Raw genomic sequence first — 18961 nt, forward strand, 5'->3', positions numbered from 1 at the left:
CCGCCGGCTCGGAACGGCCGAGGGCGAGGCCGGTGGGGACGGGGGGCGCAGGTCCGCCGCGTGGGTGTCCGGCGGGAGCGCGGCCGGGGCGGCGCGCAGCGGGTGCCGGACGGGGCCGCTCGGTGCCCGGGTCCGCCGGCCGGGTCATGAACGAGGGGGCCTCCGCCGCGATCCCCGTGTCGTCCCACGGCCGGACGCGGACGACCGCGCCCCAGCCCGTCCCTCCCACCCCGGCGATCAACGTGCCCTGCTCGCCGGGGAGTTCGCCCGGGCGCCAGTATCCGCGGGCGGAGTCCCGCGGTGCGGGGGGGCGCGCGGCCCGAAGCCGTGGCGGACACGGCCCTCCCGGACGCCGCCCGTCTCCCGGACGCCGCCGGCCGTCCCGCGGGACCCGGTCTCCCGACGGCGTCCCGCCACGCGCTCTCCCGAGGCCGCGTGCAGCCGCGGGTCCCGGCCGAGGGGGAGCGGCGGCGGTGGTCCACCGCCGTATATTCCCTGGCGCGGCGGCCGAGGGCGGCGGAGACTCGTCGCATGGCTGACATGGGGGAGTTCCAGGCGGCGGTCACCGCTTGGGCGGCCGGGGGACCCGGCGACCCCGCCCGCGAGCTGGCCGCACGGCTGCCCGTCCGGGCGGTCGTCCTGCTGGAGGGGGCGAGCGACGCCGCGGCGGTCCGGGCGCTGGCCGCGAGCCGTGACCGGGACCTGGCGGCGGAGGGGATCTGCGTCCTGCCGATGGGCGGGGCGATGAACGTCGGCCGTTTCGCCCGCCTCCTCGGCCCCTCGGGCCTCGGCCTCCGCCTCACCGGGCTGTGCGACGAGCGGGAGCGGAGCTTCTACGCCCGCGGCTGGGAGCGGGCCGGTGCCGCACAGGGCGGGTTCTTCGTCTGCGCGGCGGACCTGGAGGACGAGCTCATCCGCGCGCTCGGCGTGCGGCGGGTGGAGGAGCTCGTCGGCGCGGAGGGAGACCTCCGGGCGCTGCGGACCTTCCTGCGCCAGCCCGCCCAGCAGGGCCGTACCGCACAGCAGCAGGTGCGGCGTTTCCTCGGCACGAAGAAGGGCCGCAAGATCCACTACGGCCGTGTCCTCGTCGAGGCCCTCGACCCCGACGACGTACCCGCCCCGCTCGACGCCCTGCTCACCAGCCTGTGACCCGCCCTCGACGGGCGAGCGACGAGGGCGGGGCGAGGGCGGGGCCGGCGGTCCGCGGTACGTCGAGCGCCTCGCCCGGCCGGTGCCGATGACGGTCGCGACCAGCGGGGACGGCAGCACCGGCGACAGCCGGCCCCGCGCGGTCGTACCCGGCACGTCCCGGTCACGGCGCGGACGCGTCGGGGATCCTGCGCACGGGGTGCTTGCTCATGACCGAGACGCGGTTGAGGGCGTTCATGGTGATGGCGACCCAGATCACCGCGGAGATCTCGTCGTCGGACAGCGCGGTCCTGGCCTGCGCGTACGCCGCGGCCTGGGCGTCGGCGTCCGCGGGGTGCGTGGTGGCCTCGGCCAGGGCGAGGGCCGCGCGTTCCCTGGGGGTGAACACCTCGGTGTCGCGCCAGGCGGCCAGGACGCCCAGCCGCTGGGTCGTCTCGCCCGCCCGGAGGGCCGTCCGGGTGTGGAGGTTCAGGCAGTACGCGCAGGCGTTGAGCTGGGAGACGCGCAGGTTGACCAGTTCGACGAGGAGCCGGTCCAGACCGGCCGCGGCCGCCACCCCCTTCACGGTCTCCGCGGTCGCGACCAGGGCACGGTAGGCGTCGGGACTCTGCTTGTCGATGAAGATCCGGTTGCCGGATCTCGGTGCCGCCGTCTCTGTCATGTGATCTCCTTCGTCGAGCGATCACTCGCTGATGGTCCTATCATCGGCAAGTGGATGTTGAAAGTCGAACGAATCTCCCACGCTCCCTCGCGGGAAGGGCCGGAACCGTGACCAACACCGAAGCACATCCCGCCGGGTCGAAGAGCGCCGGGGCACCGCCCGGCGCCGACGGCCCCCTCGCCGTCGAGGTGCTCACGGCACGGCAGGTCCCGCTGGGCGGCCCGCGGGCCATGCCCGTGCGGCGCACCCTGCCGCAGCGCACCCGGACGCTGATCGGAGCGTGGTGCTTCGCCGACCACTACGGCCCCGACGACGTGTCCCTCACGGGCGGGATGGACGTCGCCCCGCATCCGCACACCGGTCTGCAGACGGTGAGCTGGCTCTTCAGCGGGGAGATCGAGCACCGCGACAGCCTCGGCAGCCACGCCTTCGTCCGCCCCGGCGAGCTCAACCTGATGACCGGCGGACACGGGATCAGCCACTCGGAGGTGTCGACCCCGCGGACGACGGTCCTGCACGGCGTGCAGCTGTGGGTGGCCCTGCCGGACGAACACCGCCACACCGAGCGGGACTTCCAGCACTACGTCCCCGCCCCCGTGCCGCTGGACGGCGGCACCGCCCGGGTCTTCCTGGGCGCACTCGCCGGCGACACCTCCCCGGTCCGCACCTTCACCCCCCTGCTCGGCGCCGAGCTGTCCGTGGACCCGCACGCGACCGTGACCCTCGACGTCGACCCGGACTTCGAGCACGGGGTCCTCGTGGACACCGGTGACGTCCGTCTGGACGGTACCGTCCTGAAGCCCACCGAACTGGGCTGCACCGCACCCGGCCGCGACACGCTCACCCTCGCCAACGAGGGACCGCAGGCGGCCCGCGTGGTGCTGCTGGGCGGGCCCCCCTTCGGGGAGGAGATCGTCATGTGGTGGAACTTCATCGGACGGTCGCACGACGACATCGTGCGGGCGCGCGACGACTGGACGAAGGGAACCCGTTTCGGTGAGGTCCACGGATACGACGGGGCCCCGCTGCCCGCGCCGGAGCTGCCGAACGCACCCTTGAAGCCGCGGGGAAGGATGCGCCGAACCGCGGAAACGGGGGCCTGAGGGAAAGGGGCCACGAGCGCCGCTGCGCCTGCCCGGCGAGGTGCCCATCCTGGGGCGAGGGCCTTCGGCTCCCGCCTCCCGGGCCCTTCCGAGGCTGCTCGTGATCCCCGGGGCACGAGCGTCCGCGGACGGCTCCGGCCGAACCGGCGCTGCCCCTCTGCCCACTCTCCTGATGAGGCGTCGGGCGAGCGATGAGGCGGTGTCGTCCCACCGCGAGCGGCAACGCGAGGGCACGCACCGGGTGCGTGAAGGGGGCGGCGAGACCGTAGGTCACCGGCCGGGGCAGCGGCGGCCCCCCTCCATCGCGCGGTGCGCCCGGGCGCGGGCCGGCGTGCAGCGCGGGCAGGGCACGGTGCGGGTCGGCGAAGGCGAGGGCGCCGATGGCGTACGCGGCGTCGAAGGGCTCGGCCGTGGCGAGGTGCTCGACGACGTCGCCCAGGATCTGGGCCCCGGGACCGACACCGGCCCACCGAGTCCAGTCCGGCCGCTCGGGGACGGGCGGCACGTACCGCCGGCCGTGGACGGTCCGGGCATCGGCGTCGACGTCCTCGTGCGTCACGGGACACTCCTTCGCCGAGGCGGCTGGCCGGCCGCCGGGACGCGTTCCAGGACGCCGCCCGCGAACACGTCGTACAACGGCAGTGTCTCCAGGTGGACGTAGCCGATGTGGCAGTCGCAGACGGTCAGCGGGCACGGTCTCGGGCGCAGGGCGGCGCGGTAGGAACCGTCGTAGAGGTTGCCCAGTTCGGCGCGGACGAAGTGGCAGCGGCGGACGGTGCCCTCGCCGTCGACCGAGATCACCGACTCGCCGGTGCGGCACGGCAGCCCGGCGCTGGCGTGCGGGGTGCGGCTGTACGGGAAGAGGGGGTCGAGCGCGGTCCACACGTCGGCCTCGGCGTCCGTGTAGGTGTGTCCCTCGGCCGCGTTGACCCACAGGTAGACGTGCGCGGGCAGGTCGGCGCGCAGGCGGCGGGCCGCTGCCAGGTGCTCGGGCAGACCGACGACGCCCACGCTGAAGCGGACCCCGCGGTCGGCCAGGTCGCGGCACTTGCCGAGGAAACGGTCGTAGGGGGTCTGGCCCGGGTGGAACGTGCACCACAGCGCGAGCGTGCCGAGGTCCGCCTCGGCGAGCCAGTCCGTGCGGCAGCTGAGGTTGGTCTGGACGGCGACGCGGCGGATGTGCGGCTGGTGGGACAGCTCCGTGAGGGCGCGGCGGTACCAGGAGCGGACCAGGCCCTCGCCCCACGGGGTGAACAGCACGGAGAGCCGGTCCTGGCGCTGGGCGCCCGCCCACCGCGCGAAGCGTTCCAGGGCGGCGCGGTCGGCCCGGAGCTCGGCGGCGGAGTCGCGTCGCTTGGCGAACGGGCAGTAGGGACAGTCGTAGTCGCAGGAGGCGAGCGGGCCCCGGTAGAGGAGGGTCAGGTCCACGGCGGGCCGGTCACTTCCTCTCGTAGGCGGCCATGGCGGCCCGCACGGCCGGGGAGAACAGCTCGGGGCCGACCGCGTCGGAGTGGGCGAGCCCCTCGGGGGTGAGCCGCAGGTGCGCGGGGTCGGTGGCGTCGAGCCAGCCGCGCTCGGCGAGGGCGTCGAGTTCCGTGCCGAAGTCCTCGGCGGGGGTGCTGCCGAAGCGGGCCCGGTAGTCGTCGCCCGGCAGGCCGCCGGCCTGGAGGAGGGACTGCAGGAGGTGGCGGCGGCGGGCCTCGTGGCCGTCCATGCGGTAGCCGACCTCGGCGTGGGCGAAGTCGGTCGTGGTGACGTAGTCGTCGATGATCCCGCGGATCTCGTGCATGCCGACCGCGTAGTCGAAGGAGTAGTGCAGGCCGGCGGTGTACGAGCGGGCCCCGCAGCCCAGGCCGATCATGCCGTCGGTCTGGCAGGCGTGGTCGTCAGGGCCCTGCGGCGGGGCGTCCGCGCGGCGGAACATGCGCATGGACTGCTGTGTGTAGCCGTGGGCGAGGAGGTGGTCGCGGCCGGCGCGGTACAGGCGCAGCCGCTGGGCGTCCCACTCCGGGTCGGGACCGGCGGCCGTGCGGTGACGGTCGAGACCGGTCAGGGGCCGGACGTACAGCGGGTACAGGTACAGCTCCTCGGGCCGCCAGGCCAGGGCCGCGTCCAGGGAGTGCCGCCAGGTCCGCTCGGTCTGGCCGTCGATGCCGTAGATCAGGTCGATGTTGAGGACCGGGATCGCGGCGTCGCGGACGCGGGCGAGAGCGGCCTCGACGTCGGAGCGGCGCTGCGGGCGGACGGCGGCCCGCGCCTCGGCGTCGACGAAGCTCTGGACGCCCAGGCTGAGCCGGGTGGCCCCGCGCTCCGCGAGGACGGCGAGGCGGTCGGTGGTGGCCGTGGCGGGCGAGGCCTCCACGGACAGGGGGATCGCGCGCAGGTCCGCGCCCATGCGGTGCTCGGCGATGTCGCACAGCCGGGCCAGTTCCGCCGCGGTGAGGAAGGTGGGGGTGCCGCCGCCGAACGCCGCGGTGGCGAACCGGACGCCGTCCGCGTCCCCGAGGGCCCGGCGCACGGCGTCGGCCTGCCGCTCCAGGGCGTCCAGGTAGGCGCCGGTCAGGCCGTCGGGGGCGCCGATGCGGGTGAACAGGTTGCAGAAGCCGCAGCGGACCTCGCAGAACGGGACGTGCAGGTAGAGGGAGAGCGCGCTCTTGTCCTCCGCCGCCCACAGCGAGGCGAGCGCGGGACGGTCGGGGAGCCTGCGGTAGGCGGTCTTGTGCGGGTAGGCGTAGACGTAGTGCTGGTACGGCGACGTGAGCTGCGCGGTGGTCATCGGACGGCCTCGGCGGGGTCGAGGAAGAAGTGGGCGTACGGCACGGTCCACACGGACGGGTGGCCGAGGCGGTGGCCGGTGTAGCCGTCGTCGCCGTAGGCGGTGCCGTGGTCGGAGCAGACGATCGCGAAGCAGCGGCGCCGGGAGCTCGCGGCGGCGAACAGGCGGCCGATGTGCCGGTCGACGTACTCCAGGGCGGCGGTGTGTGTCGCGCGGCTGTCACCGGCCTCGCGGGTCGCGCCGGGCAGGTGGAACCAGTTCGGCTGGTGCAGGGCGGAGACGTTCACGAAGAGGAACAGCCGCTGTCCGGCGGGGAGTCGCGCGACAACGTGCTCGGCGCGGGCGATCTGGTGCTCGAAGGAGTGCGGCGAGGTGACGCCGAACTCCGGCTCCCAGTGGGACTCCTGGAAGAGACCGGGGAGCACCGAGCCCAGCGGGCCCTGCTGGTTGAAGAAGCCCACCCCTCCGATGCACACCGTGTGGTAGCCCGCCTCCGCCAGGCCGGAGACCAGGTCCGGGGTGTCGTAGACGAACGTGCCGTCGGCCGTGGTCTCGCTGCCGGCGAAGCTCGCCGCGAACAGCCGCGGGTGCGGCCCCGGTCCGGCCGGGGTCGGCAGGAAGCCCGCGAAGATCGCCTGGTGGGAGGCGTACGTGAAGCTGCCCGGCGCGTGGCGCTCCTCCCACCGTCCGCCGGGGAGGTGGCGGGCCAGGTGCGGGATGCGGCCCTCCGCCGCCAGCTCGGCGGCCACGTCGTGGCGGAGCGTGTCGAGGGTGACGAGGAGGATGTCGTGGTCGCCGACGACCTCGTTCATGTCGGGCTCAGACATGGGGTGTTCCTGTTCTGTGCGGGTGGAGCGGGCCCGGCCGGGGCGCGTCCGCGGGGAGTGCGCCCGGCTGGGGTGCGTGCGGGGTGAGGGGGCCGGGCCGGGGCGCGTCCGCGGCGAGCGTGCCGGGGCGGGGCGGGTGCGCGGCAGGGAGGCCGGGCCGGGGCGCCTGCGCGGAGAGGGGGCCCGGACGGGCCCGGGCGCGCAGGGCGGCCGCCACCTGCGCGCCGTAGGTGTCCAGGCCCTCGGCACCGCTGCTGGGCAGTCCGGTCAGCCCCGGCAGCAGGTCGCCGAAGGCGTTGACCTCGCCGACGAAGACCTTGCGCCAGCCGACGGCCGGCAGCAGGTCCACGCCGACGCACAGGGTGCGCGGGAAGCAGGCCGCGGCCCGCTCGCACACCCCCAGCACATCGCTCCAGCGGACGCCGGCCGCCTCGACGGCCCGCCGGGCCGCGTCCAGGTCGCCGCGCGCGCCGCCGAGGTGGAGATTGGTCAGCGGCCGGCGGCTGGTGCGCACCACCGCGTGGGTGGCCCGGCCGGCCACCACGACCACCCTCAGGTCGCAGGCACGGCCCTGCTGGGAGGCCTTGGGCACCCAGCGCTCGACGTGCAGGCCGTCGGGTGCGAGCGCGTCGACGATGACGGCGAGGTCCTGTTCGCGTTCGTAGCGGCGCACCTTGAGGGAGTTGTGCAGCCGGCCGTCCGCGGTGAGCTCCACGGAGGTGGTGGCCCTGACCCGGCCGCCGCCCGTCTCCACGGCGAGGACTCCCGACGCGGACGAGCCGTGGGCGGGTTTGACGAAGACCCGGGGCATCCGGTGCTCGCGCATCAACGCCCGCAGGTCGTCCCAGCCGCGCACCGGCGCGCCGCCCGGACCCGACGTGGGGGAGGCGGGGACGGGGATCCCCGCCTCGTCGAGCACGGCGTGGCAGCGGCGCTTGTCGAACAGCACGGCGAGGTCGTCGGGGCCGTCCAGACGGATCCCGCCCCGCAGCGAGCGCAGGGCGGCGGTGAAGGCGGCGTACCAGCGGGCCGAGCCCTCCACGCGGGTGGGGTCCGCCACGCCCCGCAGCACACGGTCGACCTCCGCGTCCTCGCCCGGGGAGTCGACGCGGACGATCTCGTCGGCGGCGAAGTCCGCCCCCCGCTCGCGCAGGACGTCCGTCCAGGGCACGACGCGCGGGCCGGGCAGGCCGGCCGCGCGCACCGCCTCGGCGAAGAGGGCCACCCGGCGGTTCCCGGGATTGCCGACCACCGCGAAGCGGGTCCGGGGGAGTGGGACCGGCCGGGCCACGGGCGGCGCGCTCACTCGCCCACGGCCACGTAACGCCAGACCGTGCCGCCGTCCTCCGTCTCCTCCTCCGCGTCGGCGCGGTCGAGGTCCACCTCCACGCCCGCGGGCTCCAGGGTCTGCCGGACGCGCTCCACGAAGGGCTCGCTGAGGTAGTGGTGGTGGAGGTCGAGCTTCTTGAGGTGGGTGAGGGGCTGGCCGCCCAGGAGCGCGCCGGCGCCCTCGTCGGTCAGCACGCCCATGGAGAGGTCCAGCACCTCCAGACGCTCCACGACGGGGGCGGAGGCGACGGCCGCGGCCACGGCGTCCTGCATCTCGCTGTTGCACAGGGCCAGGTGGCGCAGGCGCGGCAGCCGGGCGCCGGACAGGACGGGCTCCAGGTCGGCGACCTCGCTGTCGCCGCCGTAGTCGGGGGTGCCCAGCCACAGCTCCAGGTGCTCCAGGGCGGGCAGGTCGCTGGCGCCGATGCCGCGGACCACCTCGGCGGGCAGCCCGCCGCTCTCCACGACGAGTCTGCGCAGCGCGCCGTGGCTCACGGCGGGGAAGCGCAGTCCCGTTCCGCCGCGCACGCCGAACTCCTCCAGGGCGGGGAAGCCGGCGAGGAGCGGGGTGACGTCGGTCTGGTTGATCCAGGAGATCTCGGACTCCTCCATCACCATGTCGCCCAGGAACAGCGCGCGCAGTGCCGGGAAGCGCTCCCGGGCGGCGAGCAGGGCCTCGACCACGACCGACGAGGACGTCTCGTAGGCCTCCTCCCAGGCACCGACGATCACGGCCCGCACCCGCGTGGTGTCGACGGCCGCGCAGAACCGTGCGAAGGCCGCGGCCCACTCCTCGTCGCCGTCGTACACGTCGGCCTTGATCCGCCAGGCGACGGCGTCCGGTTCGGGCAGGTCGTCCGTCCTGGCGTCGGGGCCCGGGAAGGTGTGGGCGGGCAGCCGGTACAACGCGCCGAGGTGGTCACCGATGGTCATGCGGCTGCTCCTGAGGGAAAGTGAGTGCGGCCTGTGGTGCCCGCAGTTCTACCAACAACCACTGACAGCACCCGTCGGCGGGGCGGGACCGGGGCATTGTCGGTGGCTGCCCCTACGGTCGTGGTCATGAGGCCGGGCCGCCGTGCGCCCGGCGGTGAGGGGAGGACGGCCGTGTACCGGCAGGGAGACGTACTGATCGTGCCCGTGACGGCGGAGGCGGTGCCGGAGCACGTGGCCCGCGCGCCGCGGGAGCGGCGCGACGCCCGGGGCCGGCTCGTCCTGGCGCTCGGCGAGGTCACCGGACACGCCCACGCGGTCGTCGGGCCGGGCGAGTTGGTGCGCGAGCCGGGGCCCTTCGGCCCGCTGCTGCTGCACCTGCCCCGGGGCGGCCGGGTGGTGCACGAGGAGCACGCGGCGATCGCGCTGCCGAAGGGGTGGTATCGCGTGATCCGGCAGCGGGAGTACGTGCCCGGGTCCGTCCGGATCGTCGCCGACTGAGCGCGCACCGGACAGCACATGACGGAGGGACGGACGACCATGACGGACATCGACGCGACGACGGCGGCGGCCGGGTCCGCCGACGACCTGGGCCGGTGGCGCGCCCGGGCCTCGGCGACCGGGCCCGCCGATCGCGCGGCCGCCGAACAGGGCATCCGGGCGGCCTACCGGCGGGCGGGACTCGCGGAACCGGAGCAGGTGGTGTGGGCTGCGTCCCCGCGCGCGGCCGTCACCCTGATACGGCAGCTCCCGGACCGGGGCCCCGGCGTGCGCGAGGCGGTCCGCAGCGTGCCCTGGGCCCGCGAGCGGAACCGGCTGCACACCGCACTGGGCGCCGCCGGCTGGTCGGCGCACTGGGCGGCGACCGGCGGGCGGCTGTGGGAGTCCGTCCAGGCGCTCGTGGACCGGATCGGAACCGGGGTCGTCGAGGACCTGGCGGGCCGGGACACCGGCCGGGAGGCCGCCGAGGTGCGGCTGCTCCTGCTGGACGCCGTGCTCGGCCAGCACGACGCGCCGTGGCTCGCCGCGTTCGGCACGGACGACGGTCCCCTCGACGCGCTGGCCGCGGTGTGCCGCAGCGCGGGCTGGTGGTGGCCGTACGCCCGCGTCGCGGTGGTGTCGGAACGCCCCGTGGCCCTGCACCGCGACGAGGCGGGCCGCCTCGACCACGGGGACGGCCCGGCACTCGCCTACCCCGACGGCTTCGCCCTGCACGCCTGGCGCGGCATGCCCGTACCGGCCGCCTTCCTCGCGGAACTGCGCTCCCTTACCCCCGGCCGGATCCGCTCCGAGGAGAACGCCGAGCTGCGGCGGGTGATGCTGGAGTACTACGGCTACGACCGCTACCTCGCGGACTCCGGCGCCCGCCCCCTCCACCGGGACGAGACGGGCACCCTGTGGCGGATCGACCTGCCGGACGACGAACCCGTGGTCATGGTCGAGGTGCTCAACTCCACGCCGGAGCCGGACGGGACCCGGCGCACCTACTGGCTCAGGGTGCCCCCGTCGACCCGCACCGCGAAGGCGGGCGTGGCCTGGACGTTCGGTGTGCGGCCGGAGGTGTACGCGCCGGTGCGGGAGACCTGAGGGGCGGGCCCGCGCGCGGCGGCCGGCAGGCCCGGCGCGGGGGGAGGGCCGGCGTCTCACCGGCCCTGCCCCCCGCGCTGCCGGCGGGCCACCGGATGGGCACCGGGTACCGGCCGTCCGCTGTCCACGTTGTCCGACGCGTTGACAGAACATCACACCGCTCCCATCCTGGGAGCGCTCCCACCGGCGGGTTCCGGCCGCCGTCCGCACGTGCTCGACCGCACCCCGCACCGTCCCCGTGTCACCGGCGCGGAGCGTCCCGCCGCCGCGCCGGCACTCCGCCCGTCCGACGGCACGGTCCGGCTCCGCTGCTGACCCGCCGTGCCGCCGGACCCCCGAGGGAGGACCCCCATGCCACCGTTACGGAGACCCGGGCGGCCGGCCGCCGCCGGCCCCCGCCCTCTCGCGCGCACCGCCACCGTCCTGGCCGCCGCGCTCGCCCTGCTGCCCCTGCTGGGTGCCGCCGACGTCGCGCCCGCCGCGCCGCGGGCGGACCCCGCCGCCGCGGACGTCGCGGTCCGGGTCAACACCCAGGCGTCGCTGGGCCGCCTGTCCGACGTCGCCCGCGGCGTCAACGCCGCCATCTGGGACTCGCACATGAACGACCCCGAGGTCGCCACCCTGATGAAGGCGGCCGACGTCGGTGCGATGCGCTATCCCGGCGGCTCCTACGCGGACATCTACCACTGGGAGACGCACACCGCGCCCGGCGGGTACGTCGCCCCCGGCACCGGCTTCGACTCCTTCATGGGCACCGTCCGCGCCACCGGGGCGCAGCCGATCCTGATCGCCAACTACGGTTCGGGCACGCCCGAGGAGGCGGCCGGCTGGGTCCGCTACGCCAACGTCACCAAGGACTACGGCGCGAAGTACTGGGAGATCGGCAACGAGATCTACGGCAACGGCCACTACGGCAACGGCTGGGAGCACGACGACCACGAGGACAAGAGCCCCCGGGAGTACGCCCGTCAGGTCCGCGCCTACGCCAAGGCCATGAAGGCCGTCGACCCGACCATCAAGATCGGCGCGGTCCTCACCACCCCGGGCCACTGGCCGGACGGCGTCGTCGGCGAGGGCGATCCGGGCGACTGGAACCACACCGTGCTCTCCGAAGTCACCGACGTCATCGACTTCGTGAGCGTCCACTGGTACGCGGGCGGCTCCGACACCACCGCCGAGGACGCCATGGCCAGACTGACCGGCCTGCCCGGCGAACTCCGCGAGGTGCGCGCCCAGCTCGACCGCCACGCGGGCGCCGACTCGCCGCGCATCGGCATCGCGCTCACCGAGATCAACACCAACACCGGCGGCGCCCGGCTCACCGCCCGCCCCAACGGCCTGTTCGCCGCGGACGCGTTCATGACGGCCCTGGAGAACGGCGTCTTCACCGTCGACTGGTGGGACACCCACAACGGCGCCGGCCGGATCACCACCGTCGACGGGGAGACCGACTACGGCGACATGGGCATGCTCTCCAGCGGCACCTGCACCGGTGACGTGTGCGAGCCGTCGCCGAACACGCCGTTCCACCCCTACTACGGCATGAAGATGACCGGCGAACTGGGCACCGCGGGCGACACCATGGTCGCCGCCGCGTCCTCCGGCCAGGACGTCTCGGCGCACGCCGTGCACCGCCGCGACGGACGCCTGAGCGTCCTGCTCATCAACAAGGACCCGGACGCCGCGCGGACCGTGGACCTCGCGTACACGGGCTTCACCCCGTCCGCCGCCGCACCCGAGGTGAGCCGTTACGCGCGCGGGGACAGCGACATCACCGACGTCACCGACGGCGAGGCGTCCGCCTCCCGGGTCACCGTGCCGCCGTACGGCATGCTCACCGTCACCCTCGCCCCGAAGGCCGGCACCGGACCCGGCGCCTCCGCCGCCGGCACCCCGGGCGACCCGAGGGCGGAGGCCGTGACCGACACCACCGCCCGCTTGTCCTGGGACGGTGCGCAGGGCGCCGCCCGCTACCTCGTCCAGGCGCGCGACGGCGCCCACACCTGGGTGGTCGGCGAGACCACCGGCACGTCCGTGACCCTGCGGAACCTGCCTCCGGGCAGCACCCACACGGTCAACGTCCTCGCCTCCGACGCCTCGGGGCGGCTCTCCGCCCCGTCCGCTCCGCTGACCTTCACCACCGGCACCCCACCGGACGCGGCGTGCGCGGTGACCTACCGGCGCGACACGAGCTGGGGCAACGGGTTCGTGGCCACGGTCACCGTCCGGAACCTCTCGGACGTCCCGATCACCGGCTGGACCGTGGACTGGGACTGGCCGACCGACCGCCAGTCGGTGTCCTCCGGCTGGAACGCCACGTTCCACCAGACCGGCCGCCACGTACGGGTGACCGCCCCCGAGGGTGCCGGGCCGCTGGCCCCGGACGGCGGGTCGACGGCCTCGTTCGGCTTCGTCGGCGGCAACGACGGGCCCAACCCCGATCCGACGGTCTTCCGCCTCAACGGCAGCGTCTGCTCCGGCGGTTGACACCCCGTCGCCCGCCCCGGCGCCGGGGCGGGCGACGGTCCGCCCGGCGCGGGGCGGGGCCGGTGTCCCGCCGTTGCCCGGCCGGGCGGTCCCGTCCGGTGCGCGGAGGCGTGTTTCCGCGGACGCGTGTTAGCGTGAGCGCCGCGGAGCCGACCGGGTCGGCCGCGAGACCGGAAGGGGGAGGTGAGTCGATGACCGCCGCAGAGGCCGCTGCCGTGCGCAGCGCCCGCCGGACCATCCTCACGTCCCGGGCCCCGGTCTGACCCCGCGCTGATGCTTCGGAGAGCCCTGGCGGCTCGCGGGAGACAGCGCGCTGTCCTCGTCGGGTCCCCTGTCCAAGGGGCTCTGCTTTGCCTCCCCCCTTCCTGAGCGGTACGAACACACCCGGCCGTCCCGCCGGAACCGAACCGGTGACGGACGCCTCGTCCGCCCTGCGCGCCCTGCACCGCCGGCTCGCCCCCGGCGGCGTTCCGGCGATCATCGAAACCGAACGGACCGTGTCCGCCCCGGCCGCCCCGGCCCGCGCCCACGCCGCCCCCGTCCTTCACCCGCACGCCGAGAACGGAACCGCCATGCCCAACTGGACCACCCGCCCCGAGACCGCCGACGACATCCCCGCCGTCCGCGACATCGTCCTCGCGGCCTTCCCGACCGAGAGGGAGGCCGAGATCGTCGACGCCCTGCGCGCCGACCCCGAAGCGTGGATCGACGGCCTGTCCGTGATCGCCACCGCCCCCGACGGCACCCCGGTCGGGCACGCGCTGCTGACCCGCTGCCACGTCGACGGCGCACCCGCCCTCGCCCTGGCCCCGTGCGCGGTGCTGCCCTCGGCCCAGCGCACGGGCGCCGGCTCCGCCGCCGTCCGCGCCGCCCTGGACGCCGCCCGGGCCAGGGGGGAGGAGAACCTCGTCCTCGTCCTGGGACACGCCGACTACTATCCGCGGTTCGGTTTCACCCCCGCCTCCCGCTTCGGGGTCCGGCCCCCCTTCGAGGTTCCCGACGAGGCCATGATGGCCCTGGTCCTCGACGACACCCGCCCGGTCCCCTCCGGGACCATCCGGTACCCGGCCGCGTTCGGCGTCTGATCCGCCGGGTGGTGCCCCGGGACCCCGCGTCCCGGGGCGCGCCGGCACAGCGCCTGCCCGGCCGGTCGCGGACCGCCGCCGGTCAGTCCCACGCGTTGAAGAGGACTCCGCCCACCGTGGTGATGCCGTAGAGGCGGATGTGGCGCCGTTCGGGCCGGGTGAGGGCCGAGGTGTCGACGTCCGGGAGAGGCGTGGTGAGGTGCGCGCGTCCGAGGACGACGAACCCCAGGGACCCGAAGGCGTGGGCCCAAGGGGGCGGTGCGAGGAACTCCTCGGTGTACCAGTCCCGGCGTTCCCGTGCGAAGGCGACCCAGGGGTGGTGGGCGTGGCACAGGACGACCCACTCGCCTGTGCCGTCGAGGACCGTCGCGGTGTGGAAGGAGCGGGGATACGCCTGCCTCTCCCACCCGCCCACCGTGCCTCCGGCGGCGCGAGCGGCCGCGTACAGCGCGGTGCGGAAGGCGGACGGATCGGTCACGGGGAGCGGGCCGTCCGCCGGCCGGAAGAACCCCGACGCTCCTCGCGGAAGTACGCAGCGGGCTTGCTCGTCGTCGACCATGCGCCCATCCTGCCCCGGTCGCCGGGAGAGCTCATCGGCGGTGACGGATGCCGAGCGCGGCGCTCCCGGCGGAACGAGTGGCCGAGGAGACCGGTGCGGAACGGGCCGGTGGCCCAAGTGGGCTTCACGGAAAGCGCGTTGGGGACGCGAGCGTTCATTTCGGCGGCTGCGGGACAGACGACGGGGGGAGAAGGGAGAGTCCGTGCATCAGCGTTCGCATGGTCATACCCCGCCGTCATGGACGAAGCCCGGCGCGCGGTGGTGGTCGTGGATCTACTGGCCGATGCTCTGCGTCACCGTCGGCCTCCTGGCGTGGCGGGTGATCGAGGGAGCCGACGGGGCGAGCATCGCGTTGTCCGCCTGTCATGTCCTGCTGTGGGGCGCGCTGCTGGTCGCCAACCGGTCCGCCCGGCGCCGGCACCGGTGACCCGACGCGGCGGGCCCGGCCCTCGGCCCCGGAGGCTCGGGCCCGCCCCGGACCCGGGCGTGACGGCCGGCCGGCGACCGGCGCGCGCGTCCGCCCTCAGCGGCCCGGCTTCCTGACGCGGCCGACGACGGCCCGCCGCAGTACGGCGCCGCTGCGGAAGAGGACGCCGGGCCGGTCGCCGTGGCCGGTGAAGTACGTGCGGTTGCCCAGGAAGGACGGGGCGGGACTCCTCGGTCGACGTACTGCCGGCGGGGCCGTCGCAGGCCGTCCGGCGCAGGAGGCGGCGCGACCGCGTCGGGGTCCTCGCCGTCCTGGTGTTCTTCCTCGGTGGCATCGCCGCGCCGGCCCCGGCGGGAGGACCGCTGCGGGCGGTGCTGCGGGCGGTGGCAGGGGCGCCGGTCGCCCTCGGTGTCCTCCTGGTCGGACCCGCGGCGGTGGCGGCGCGCCGGTGCTGGACGCCGAGGAAGTGGGGCGCCGCGGTCGTGGCACGCTCCAGCCGCGGCACCGGTCGGCGCGAGTACTTCCGGTGCACCGACCTCGAAGGCGGCGAGCACGAGATCCTGGCCGGCCACGCCGCGCCGGGACCCGGCGGCGACCCGCACCGCAGCGACATCGAAGTCGTCCACGGCACCGAGGACCCGGGCACGGCCGTCCGCACGCTCATGGCGCGGACGCCGGCCCGGCGGACGGCCGGGGCCGTCCTCGTCGGGGTGCCGCTCCTGCCGCTCAGGCCCGCCATGACCGTGGGCCGGGCGGTGCGCCTGCCCGTCCGACGGCCCCGGGTGCCGGACGGAACGCGGAACGCACCCGGTTCCCGCCCGACGGACCCTCCCGGAGACCACCGGCCCCGGCCCGCACCGTTCGGACGGCCGCGCACCCGCAGGAGCGGACCGCGACGTCGGCGAAGCGGGGCCGGCCTCCGCCTCGACGGTCCGCACGGGGCACGCCACGGTCGAAGCGGGCGGCCGGGCGGCGGCCACCTGGGACCCCGGGGACAAGGGGAGACCCCGGGCGGCTCGGGGGAGGGCCGACCGGGGTCGTGTGAGGGCGGGCGCGGAGGGCGGTCGCCTCGCGGCGAATGGCTCCGTGGGGCTTCAGCCGAACGATCGTCCCCACGGGCGAGAGGTGAGGCCCGGGGACACTGTCCCCTCCACACCCGCATACGGTTGAACATAGAACTACAGGGGTTTCTTTCCCCGGGCGGTGTGGGCTGCGCCACTGCCCTGCCCGTCCCGCGTCCCTCCGCTGACGAAGTCGCTCCCGGCCGCCGGTGGCGCCCCGGTGACACCGGCCGGGGCCACTCTCACTGGCAGGCACCCCGGCTTCGGCCGCCGAGGACGGGGCGAGGCCGTTTGGACGGTTCCGGGCGAGAGACTCGGCTCCTTGTTCCGGACGGCGCCCGCCCTCTGCGGGCGCATCGGTGCAGAAAGGACGTCGTCATGTCGGACAAGAAGACCGAGACGCACGTGCCCCAGCACGAGGCACTGCCGTTGCCGGACTACGACCATCTGCCGCTCGGCAGCCTGCAGCACCGCATCCGCACGCTCGACGAGACAGGCCTGAGCCAGGTGCTCACCTACGAGGAAGCGCACGGCAACCGGCTCCCCGTCGTCGAGGTGCTGCGTGCCCGGCTCCAGGAGCTGCGTGAGGGCGCACAGCCGTCGGGGGGTTCGCCGCACGCGCCGGCTCCCGAGCACGCCCCTCCGGCCGACACCGGATCCCAGGTGTCGCCCGTCACGTCCGGCCCGGCGATGAACCCGCCGTCCCACGGCACACCCGAGAACCCGGCGCAGCCTCGTTCCACGGGCTGACGCGGACGGTGGCCGCGCGCGGGGCGTGGAGGTCATGTCGGCAGGGACGGCGTGATCCCCGCGCGTACCGGCGCGCGGGGACCGGCCCGGCGCTTCCCCCTGCGGTCACGGCGCGGCGCTTCCTCCCTGCGGTCACGGCCCGGCGCTTCCCCCTGCGGTCACGGCCCGGCGCTTCCTCCCTGCGGTCACGGCGCGGCGGCCCGGCCCGGCGGTTCCGTCGGCGGAGCGCCGGGAGACGGGATCGCCGCGGCGCCCGCCTACGACGCAGGAGGCGGTTCCCGCAGGATGTTCGTGGTGATGTCCGCCAAGGACTCGCCCGTGCGGAAGGCCTCGGCGCGCATGAGGGCGAGGGCGTCCCCAGGGCTGAGTCCTCGCCGGGCCACCAGGGCCCCGATGGCACGCGACGTGTCGAACCAGTGGGCGCGGACCACCTCCTCGGGCTCCCACGCCGGAGCCTCGCTCCCGGTGAGGAGCATCCGTCGTGTCGGCAGGAGGGCGGCCGTCACCGCGTCGGCCACGTGCGACGCCTGCTCCAGGGCGTCCTCGTCGAGCGCGTGGGACCGCAGCGCCAGCAGGTCGACCGACCCGAGGACGTAGTCGCCGAAGTAGAGGGGAAGCGCGTACACCGAGCCCGCCTCCGCCAGCTTCTCGCGCACCATGGCCCCGAAGAGCGGCCAGGGAGTCAGGTCGTGCCGCAGGTCGTCCACGGCGACGGGCTGTCCGGACCGCGCGGCGCTGATGCAGGGACCCTCCAGCACGGTGAACTGGATCTCCTCCAGCAGCAGCGCCGCGTCGTTCGACGCGGCCAGCAGCTGACGGGACGGGGTGTCGGTGAGCAGCGACAGAGTGACGCCGTCCATTCCGAGCCCCTCGCACACCGCCGCGCACACCCGCCGCGGAACCTCCCTGTCGGGTGCGCCGGCCGCGGCTTCCGCGACCAGCCGCACCGCCTTCGTCGCTTCGGCCGTCATCCGTTCCTCCGCCGTCCCCGGAGGGTGTGCCCAGTGGCGGCTTCGCGGGCGTGGGGGGAGACGCGCCGGCACCGCCGGTGAGGGGGCGGCACCGTGAAGTGAGGAGAGGCCATGAACGGCCAGTACCCGGCCTGGTCGCGGCGACTCCGGCGACCGGCCCCCTGAGCTCGCCGCCGGCCCGCCGCGGCAGGACCGGGCATCGGCGGCGACGTCCGGGCGACCGACGCGGACACGGTCCGCTCAGCACCGCTCCCCGCGCGTCCGGGCCAGCAGGTCCGCGGTGACGGAGGGATACGGGTGGGGGAACGAATGCGCGCCCGGCACCAGCACGGCGCGGCCGGACCCGGCCCGGAGCGCCAGGTGGTCGATCCAGTCCGGCGGGCACAGCGCGTCCCTCTCTCCCGCCACCACCGTGACCGGGCAGGCCACCTCGGCCACGACCTCCTCGGGGGTGTCCGCCTGCGCGGACCGGATGCAGTTCAGGAGGCGCCGGGGGCCGGCCTTCAGGTAGGAGGGCAGCACGGCCGGCACGACTCCCGGGGACTCGTGGACAGCCGTGCGGGCGAACGCGGCGAGGAGCGGCGGCATCCGCCGGAGGCGGGGCGGGAACGTGGGAGCCAGCAGGACGAGAGCCCGGACCCGCTCGGGCACGCGTACGGCCGCGCGCAGCGCCACCTGGGCGCCGGTGGAGTGCCCGGCGAGGACCACCGGTGCCCGCGGGACGGTCGCCAGCCACCGGGCCACGGTGTCCGCGAGCGGCCCCAGCGTCTCCGGACAGGCCTGCCCGGAGGGATCGCCGAACCCCGGCACGTCCAGCAGACGCACCGGCCCGGAGCGCGCACAGCGTTCCAGGGTGCGCAGCAGGTATCCGGGTGCTCCCAGGCCCGGCAGCATCACCACCGCGGTGCCCTGTCCGTCCAGGCAGGGTGTTCCCAGGCTGCGCACCGTGGTCGGCCCGACGCGGTCGTGACGGACGTGCAGGGGTGATCTCCGGAGCTGTGGCATGGCCGGCGGGTACCCGGCCGCACCGGGCTCATGGACGGCGCGACGGGGCGCACGCCGAGTGCCTCCGCGGTACCCCGTCCGAGGACACGGCCGGCCGGTCCGGGGCGAGGGCGGCCGCGTCCGCGGGGTCGCCCGGCAGCCGTCGTTTGTGGTGCGTGGCGGTGGGGACCCGGCGGTTCATGAACGCCACGTCACACCGCCGCAGGCTGCGGCAGAACCGGGTCCTGTGGCTGCTGGACCTGCTGGAGCGGGAG

At 75.5% G+C, this 18961-nt stretch carries 17 protein-coding genes; 8 read left to right on the top strand and 9 right to left on the bottom strand.

Going from position 1 to position 18961, the window contains the following annotated elements:
- Window positions 1–531: 531 nt before the first annotated feature.
- Window positions 532–1149 carry a TOPRIM nucleotidyl transferase/hydrolase domain-containing protein gene (locus tag ACIF8T_RS36965; RefSeq protein ID WP_400041421.1) on the top strand — a complete coding sequence of 206 codons (618 nt, stop codon included), beginning with the start codon at window positions 532–534 and terminating at the stop codon, window positions 1147–1149.
- A gap of 163 nt (window positions 1150–1312) precedes the next feature.
- On the opposite strand, the gene ACIF8T_RS36970 is transcribed toward ACIF8T_RS36965, so the two are convergent.
- Window positions 1313–1810 (bottom strand): carboxymuconolactone decarboxylase family protein, encoded by a 498-nt coding sequence (locus ACIF8T_RS36970; RefSeq protein ID WP_400041423.1) that lies wholly within the window; start codon window positions 1808–1810, stop codon window positions 1313–1315.
- A 107-nt stretch (window positions 1811–1917) separates the two neighbouring features.
- On the opposite strand from ACIF8T_RS36970, the gene ACIF8T_RS36975 reads away from it, so the two are divergent.
- Window positions 1918–2913 (top strand): pirin family protein, encoded by a 996-nt coding sequence (locus tag ACIF8T_RS36975; protein WP_400041425.1) that lies wholly within the window; start codon window positions 1918–1920, stop codon window positions 2911–2913.
- A gap of 555 nt (window positions 2914–3468) precedes the next feature.
- Here ACIF8T_RS36975 and ACIF8T_RS36980 read toward each other — a convergent pair.
- The 5 genes from ACIF8T_RS36980 to ACIF8T_RS37000 are packed head-to-tail and all read right to left on the bottom strand — an operon-like array spanning window position 3469 to window position 8778.
- Window positions 3469–4341, bottom strand: coding sequence for an STM4011 family radical SAM protein (locus tag ACIF8T_RS36980; protein WP_400041427.1), 873 nt, complete (start codon window positions 4339–4341; stop codon window positions 3469–3471).
- A gap of 10 nt (window positions 4342–4351) precedes the next feature.
- Window positions 4352–5689 (bottom strand): STM4012 family radical SAM protein, encoded by a 1338-nt coding sequence (locus ACIF8T_RS36985; RefSeq protein WP_400041428.1) that lies wholly within the window; start codon window positions 5687–5689, stop codon window positions 4352–4354.
- A complete protein-coding gene (locus ACIF8T_RS36990; protein WP_400041453.1) occupies window positions 5686–6501 on the bottom strand; it encodes an STM4013/SEN3800 family hydrolase in 816 nt (271 codons plus the stop codon). Before ACIF8T_RS36990 ends, ACIF8T_RS36985 begins: the two co-directional genes overlap by 4 nt.
- A gap of 7 nt (window positions 6502–6508) precedes the next feature.
- Window positions 6509–7822, bottom strand: a complete 1314-nt coding sequence (locus ACIF8T_RS36995) for an STM4014 family protein (protein ID WP_400041430.1) — start codon at window positions 7820–7822, stop codon at window positions 6509–6511.
- A complete protein-coding gene (locus ACIF8T_RS37000; protein ID WP_400041431.1) occupies window positions 7819–8778 on the bottom strand; it encodes an STM4015 family protein in 960 nt (319 codons plus the stop codon). Before ACIF8T_RS37000 ends, ACIF8T_RS36995 begins: the two co-directional genes overlap by 4 nt.
- 171 nt (window positions 8779–8949) lie before the next feature.
- Here ACIF8T_RS37000 and ACIF8T_RS37005 point away from each other — a divergent pair, with 171 nt between their 5' ends.
- The 4 genes from ACIF8T_RS37005 to ACIF8T_RS37020 all read left to right on the top strand — a co-directional run bounded on the left by ACIF8T_RS37005 (window position 8950) and on the right by ACIF8T_RS37020 (window position 13934).
- The gene (locus ACIF8T_RS37005; protein WP_400041433.1) at window positions 8950–9276 is read left to right on the top strand and encodes a hypothetical protein; all 327 of its coding nucleotides are present in this window, start codon (window positions 8950–8952) and stop codon (window positions 9274–9276) included.
- Between the two features lie 39 nt (window positions 9277–9315).
- Entirely contained in the window at window positions 9316–10362 is a 1047-nt protein-coding gene (locus tag ACIF8T_RS37010) for a DUF6745 domain-containing protein (protein WP_400041435.1), read from the top strand.
- Window positions 10363–10713: 351 nt separating this feature from the next.
- On the top strand, window positions 10714–12849 hold the full coding sequence (locus ACIF8T_RS37015) for a cellulose binding domain-containing protein (RefSeq protein WP_400041437.1): 2136 nt from the start codon (window positions 10714–10716) through the stop codon (window positions 12847–12849).
- 572 nt (window positions 12850–13421) lie between these two features.
- Window positions 13422–13934: a GNAT family N-acetyltransferase gene (locus ACIF8T_RS37020; protein ID WP_400041454.1), complete on the top strand. Its 513-nt coding sequence runs from the start codon at window positions 13422–13424 to the stop codon at window positions 13932–13934.
- Between the two features lie 82 nt (window positions 13935–14016).
- Here the strand turns inward: ACIF8T_RS37020 and ACIF8T_RS37025 are convergent, their stop codons facing one another.
- A complete protein-coding gene (locus ACIF8T_RS37025; protein WP_400041438.1) occupies window positions 14017–14412 on the bottom strand; it encodes a hypothetical protein in 396 nt (131 codons plus the stop codon).
- Window positions 14413–14695: 283 nt separating this feature from the next.
- Between ACIF8T_RS37025 and ACIF8T_RS37030 the strand changes: the two genes are divergently transcribed.
- Window positions 14696–14920: a hypothetical protein gene (locus ACIF8T_RS37030; protein WP_400041440.1), complete on the top strand. Its 225-nt coding sequence runs from the start codon at window positions 14696–14698 to the stop codon at window positions 14918–14920.
- Window positions 14921–16359: 1439 nt separating this feature from the next.
- Complete coding sequence (locus tag ACIF8T_RS37035; protein ID WP_400041442.1) at window positions 16360–16731, top strand: hypothetical protein; 372 nt, start codon at window positions 16360–16362, stop codon at window positions 16729–16731.
- A 257-nt stretch (window positions 16732–16988) separates the two neighbouring features.
- Here the strand turns inward: ACIF8T_RS37035 and ACIF8T_RS37040 are convergent, their stop codons facing one another.
- A complete protein-coding gene (locus ACIF8T_RS37040; protein ID WP_400041444.1) occupies window positions 16989–17702 on the bottom strand; it encodes a GAF and ANTAR domain-containing protein in 714 nt (237 codons plus the stop codon).
- Window positions 17703–17942: 240 nt separating this feature from the next.
- Window positions 17943–18707, bottom strand: coding sequence for an alpha/beta fold hydrolase (locus tag ACIF8T_RS37045; RefSeq protein ID WP_400041446.1), 765 nt, complete (start codon window positions 18705–18707; stop codon window positions 17943–17945).
- Window positions 18708–18961 lie beyond the last annotated feature (254 nt).

It is taken from the genome of Streptomyces sp. NPDC085946, assembly GCF_044540485.1.
Taxonomy (GTDB): domain Bacteria; phylum Actinomycetota; class Actinomycetes; order Streptomycetales; family Streptomycetaceae; genus Streptomyces.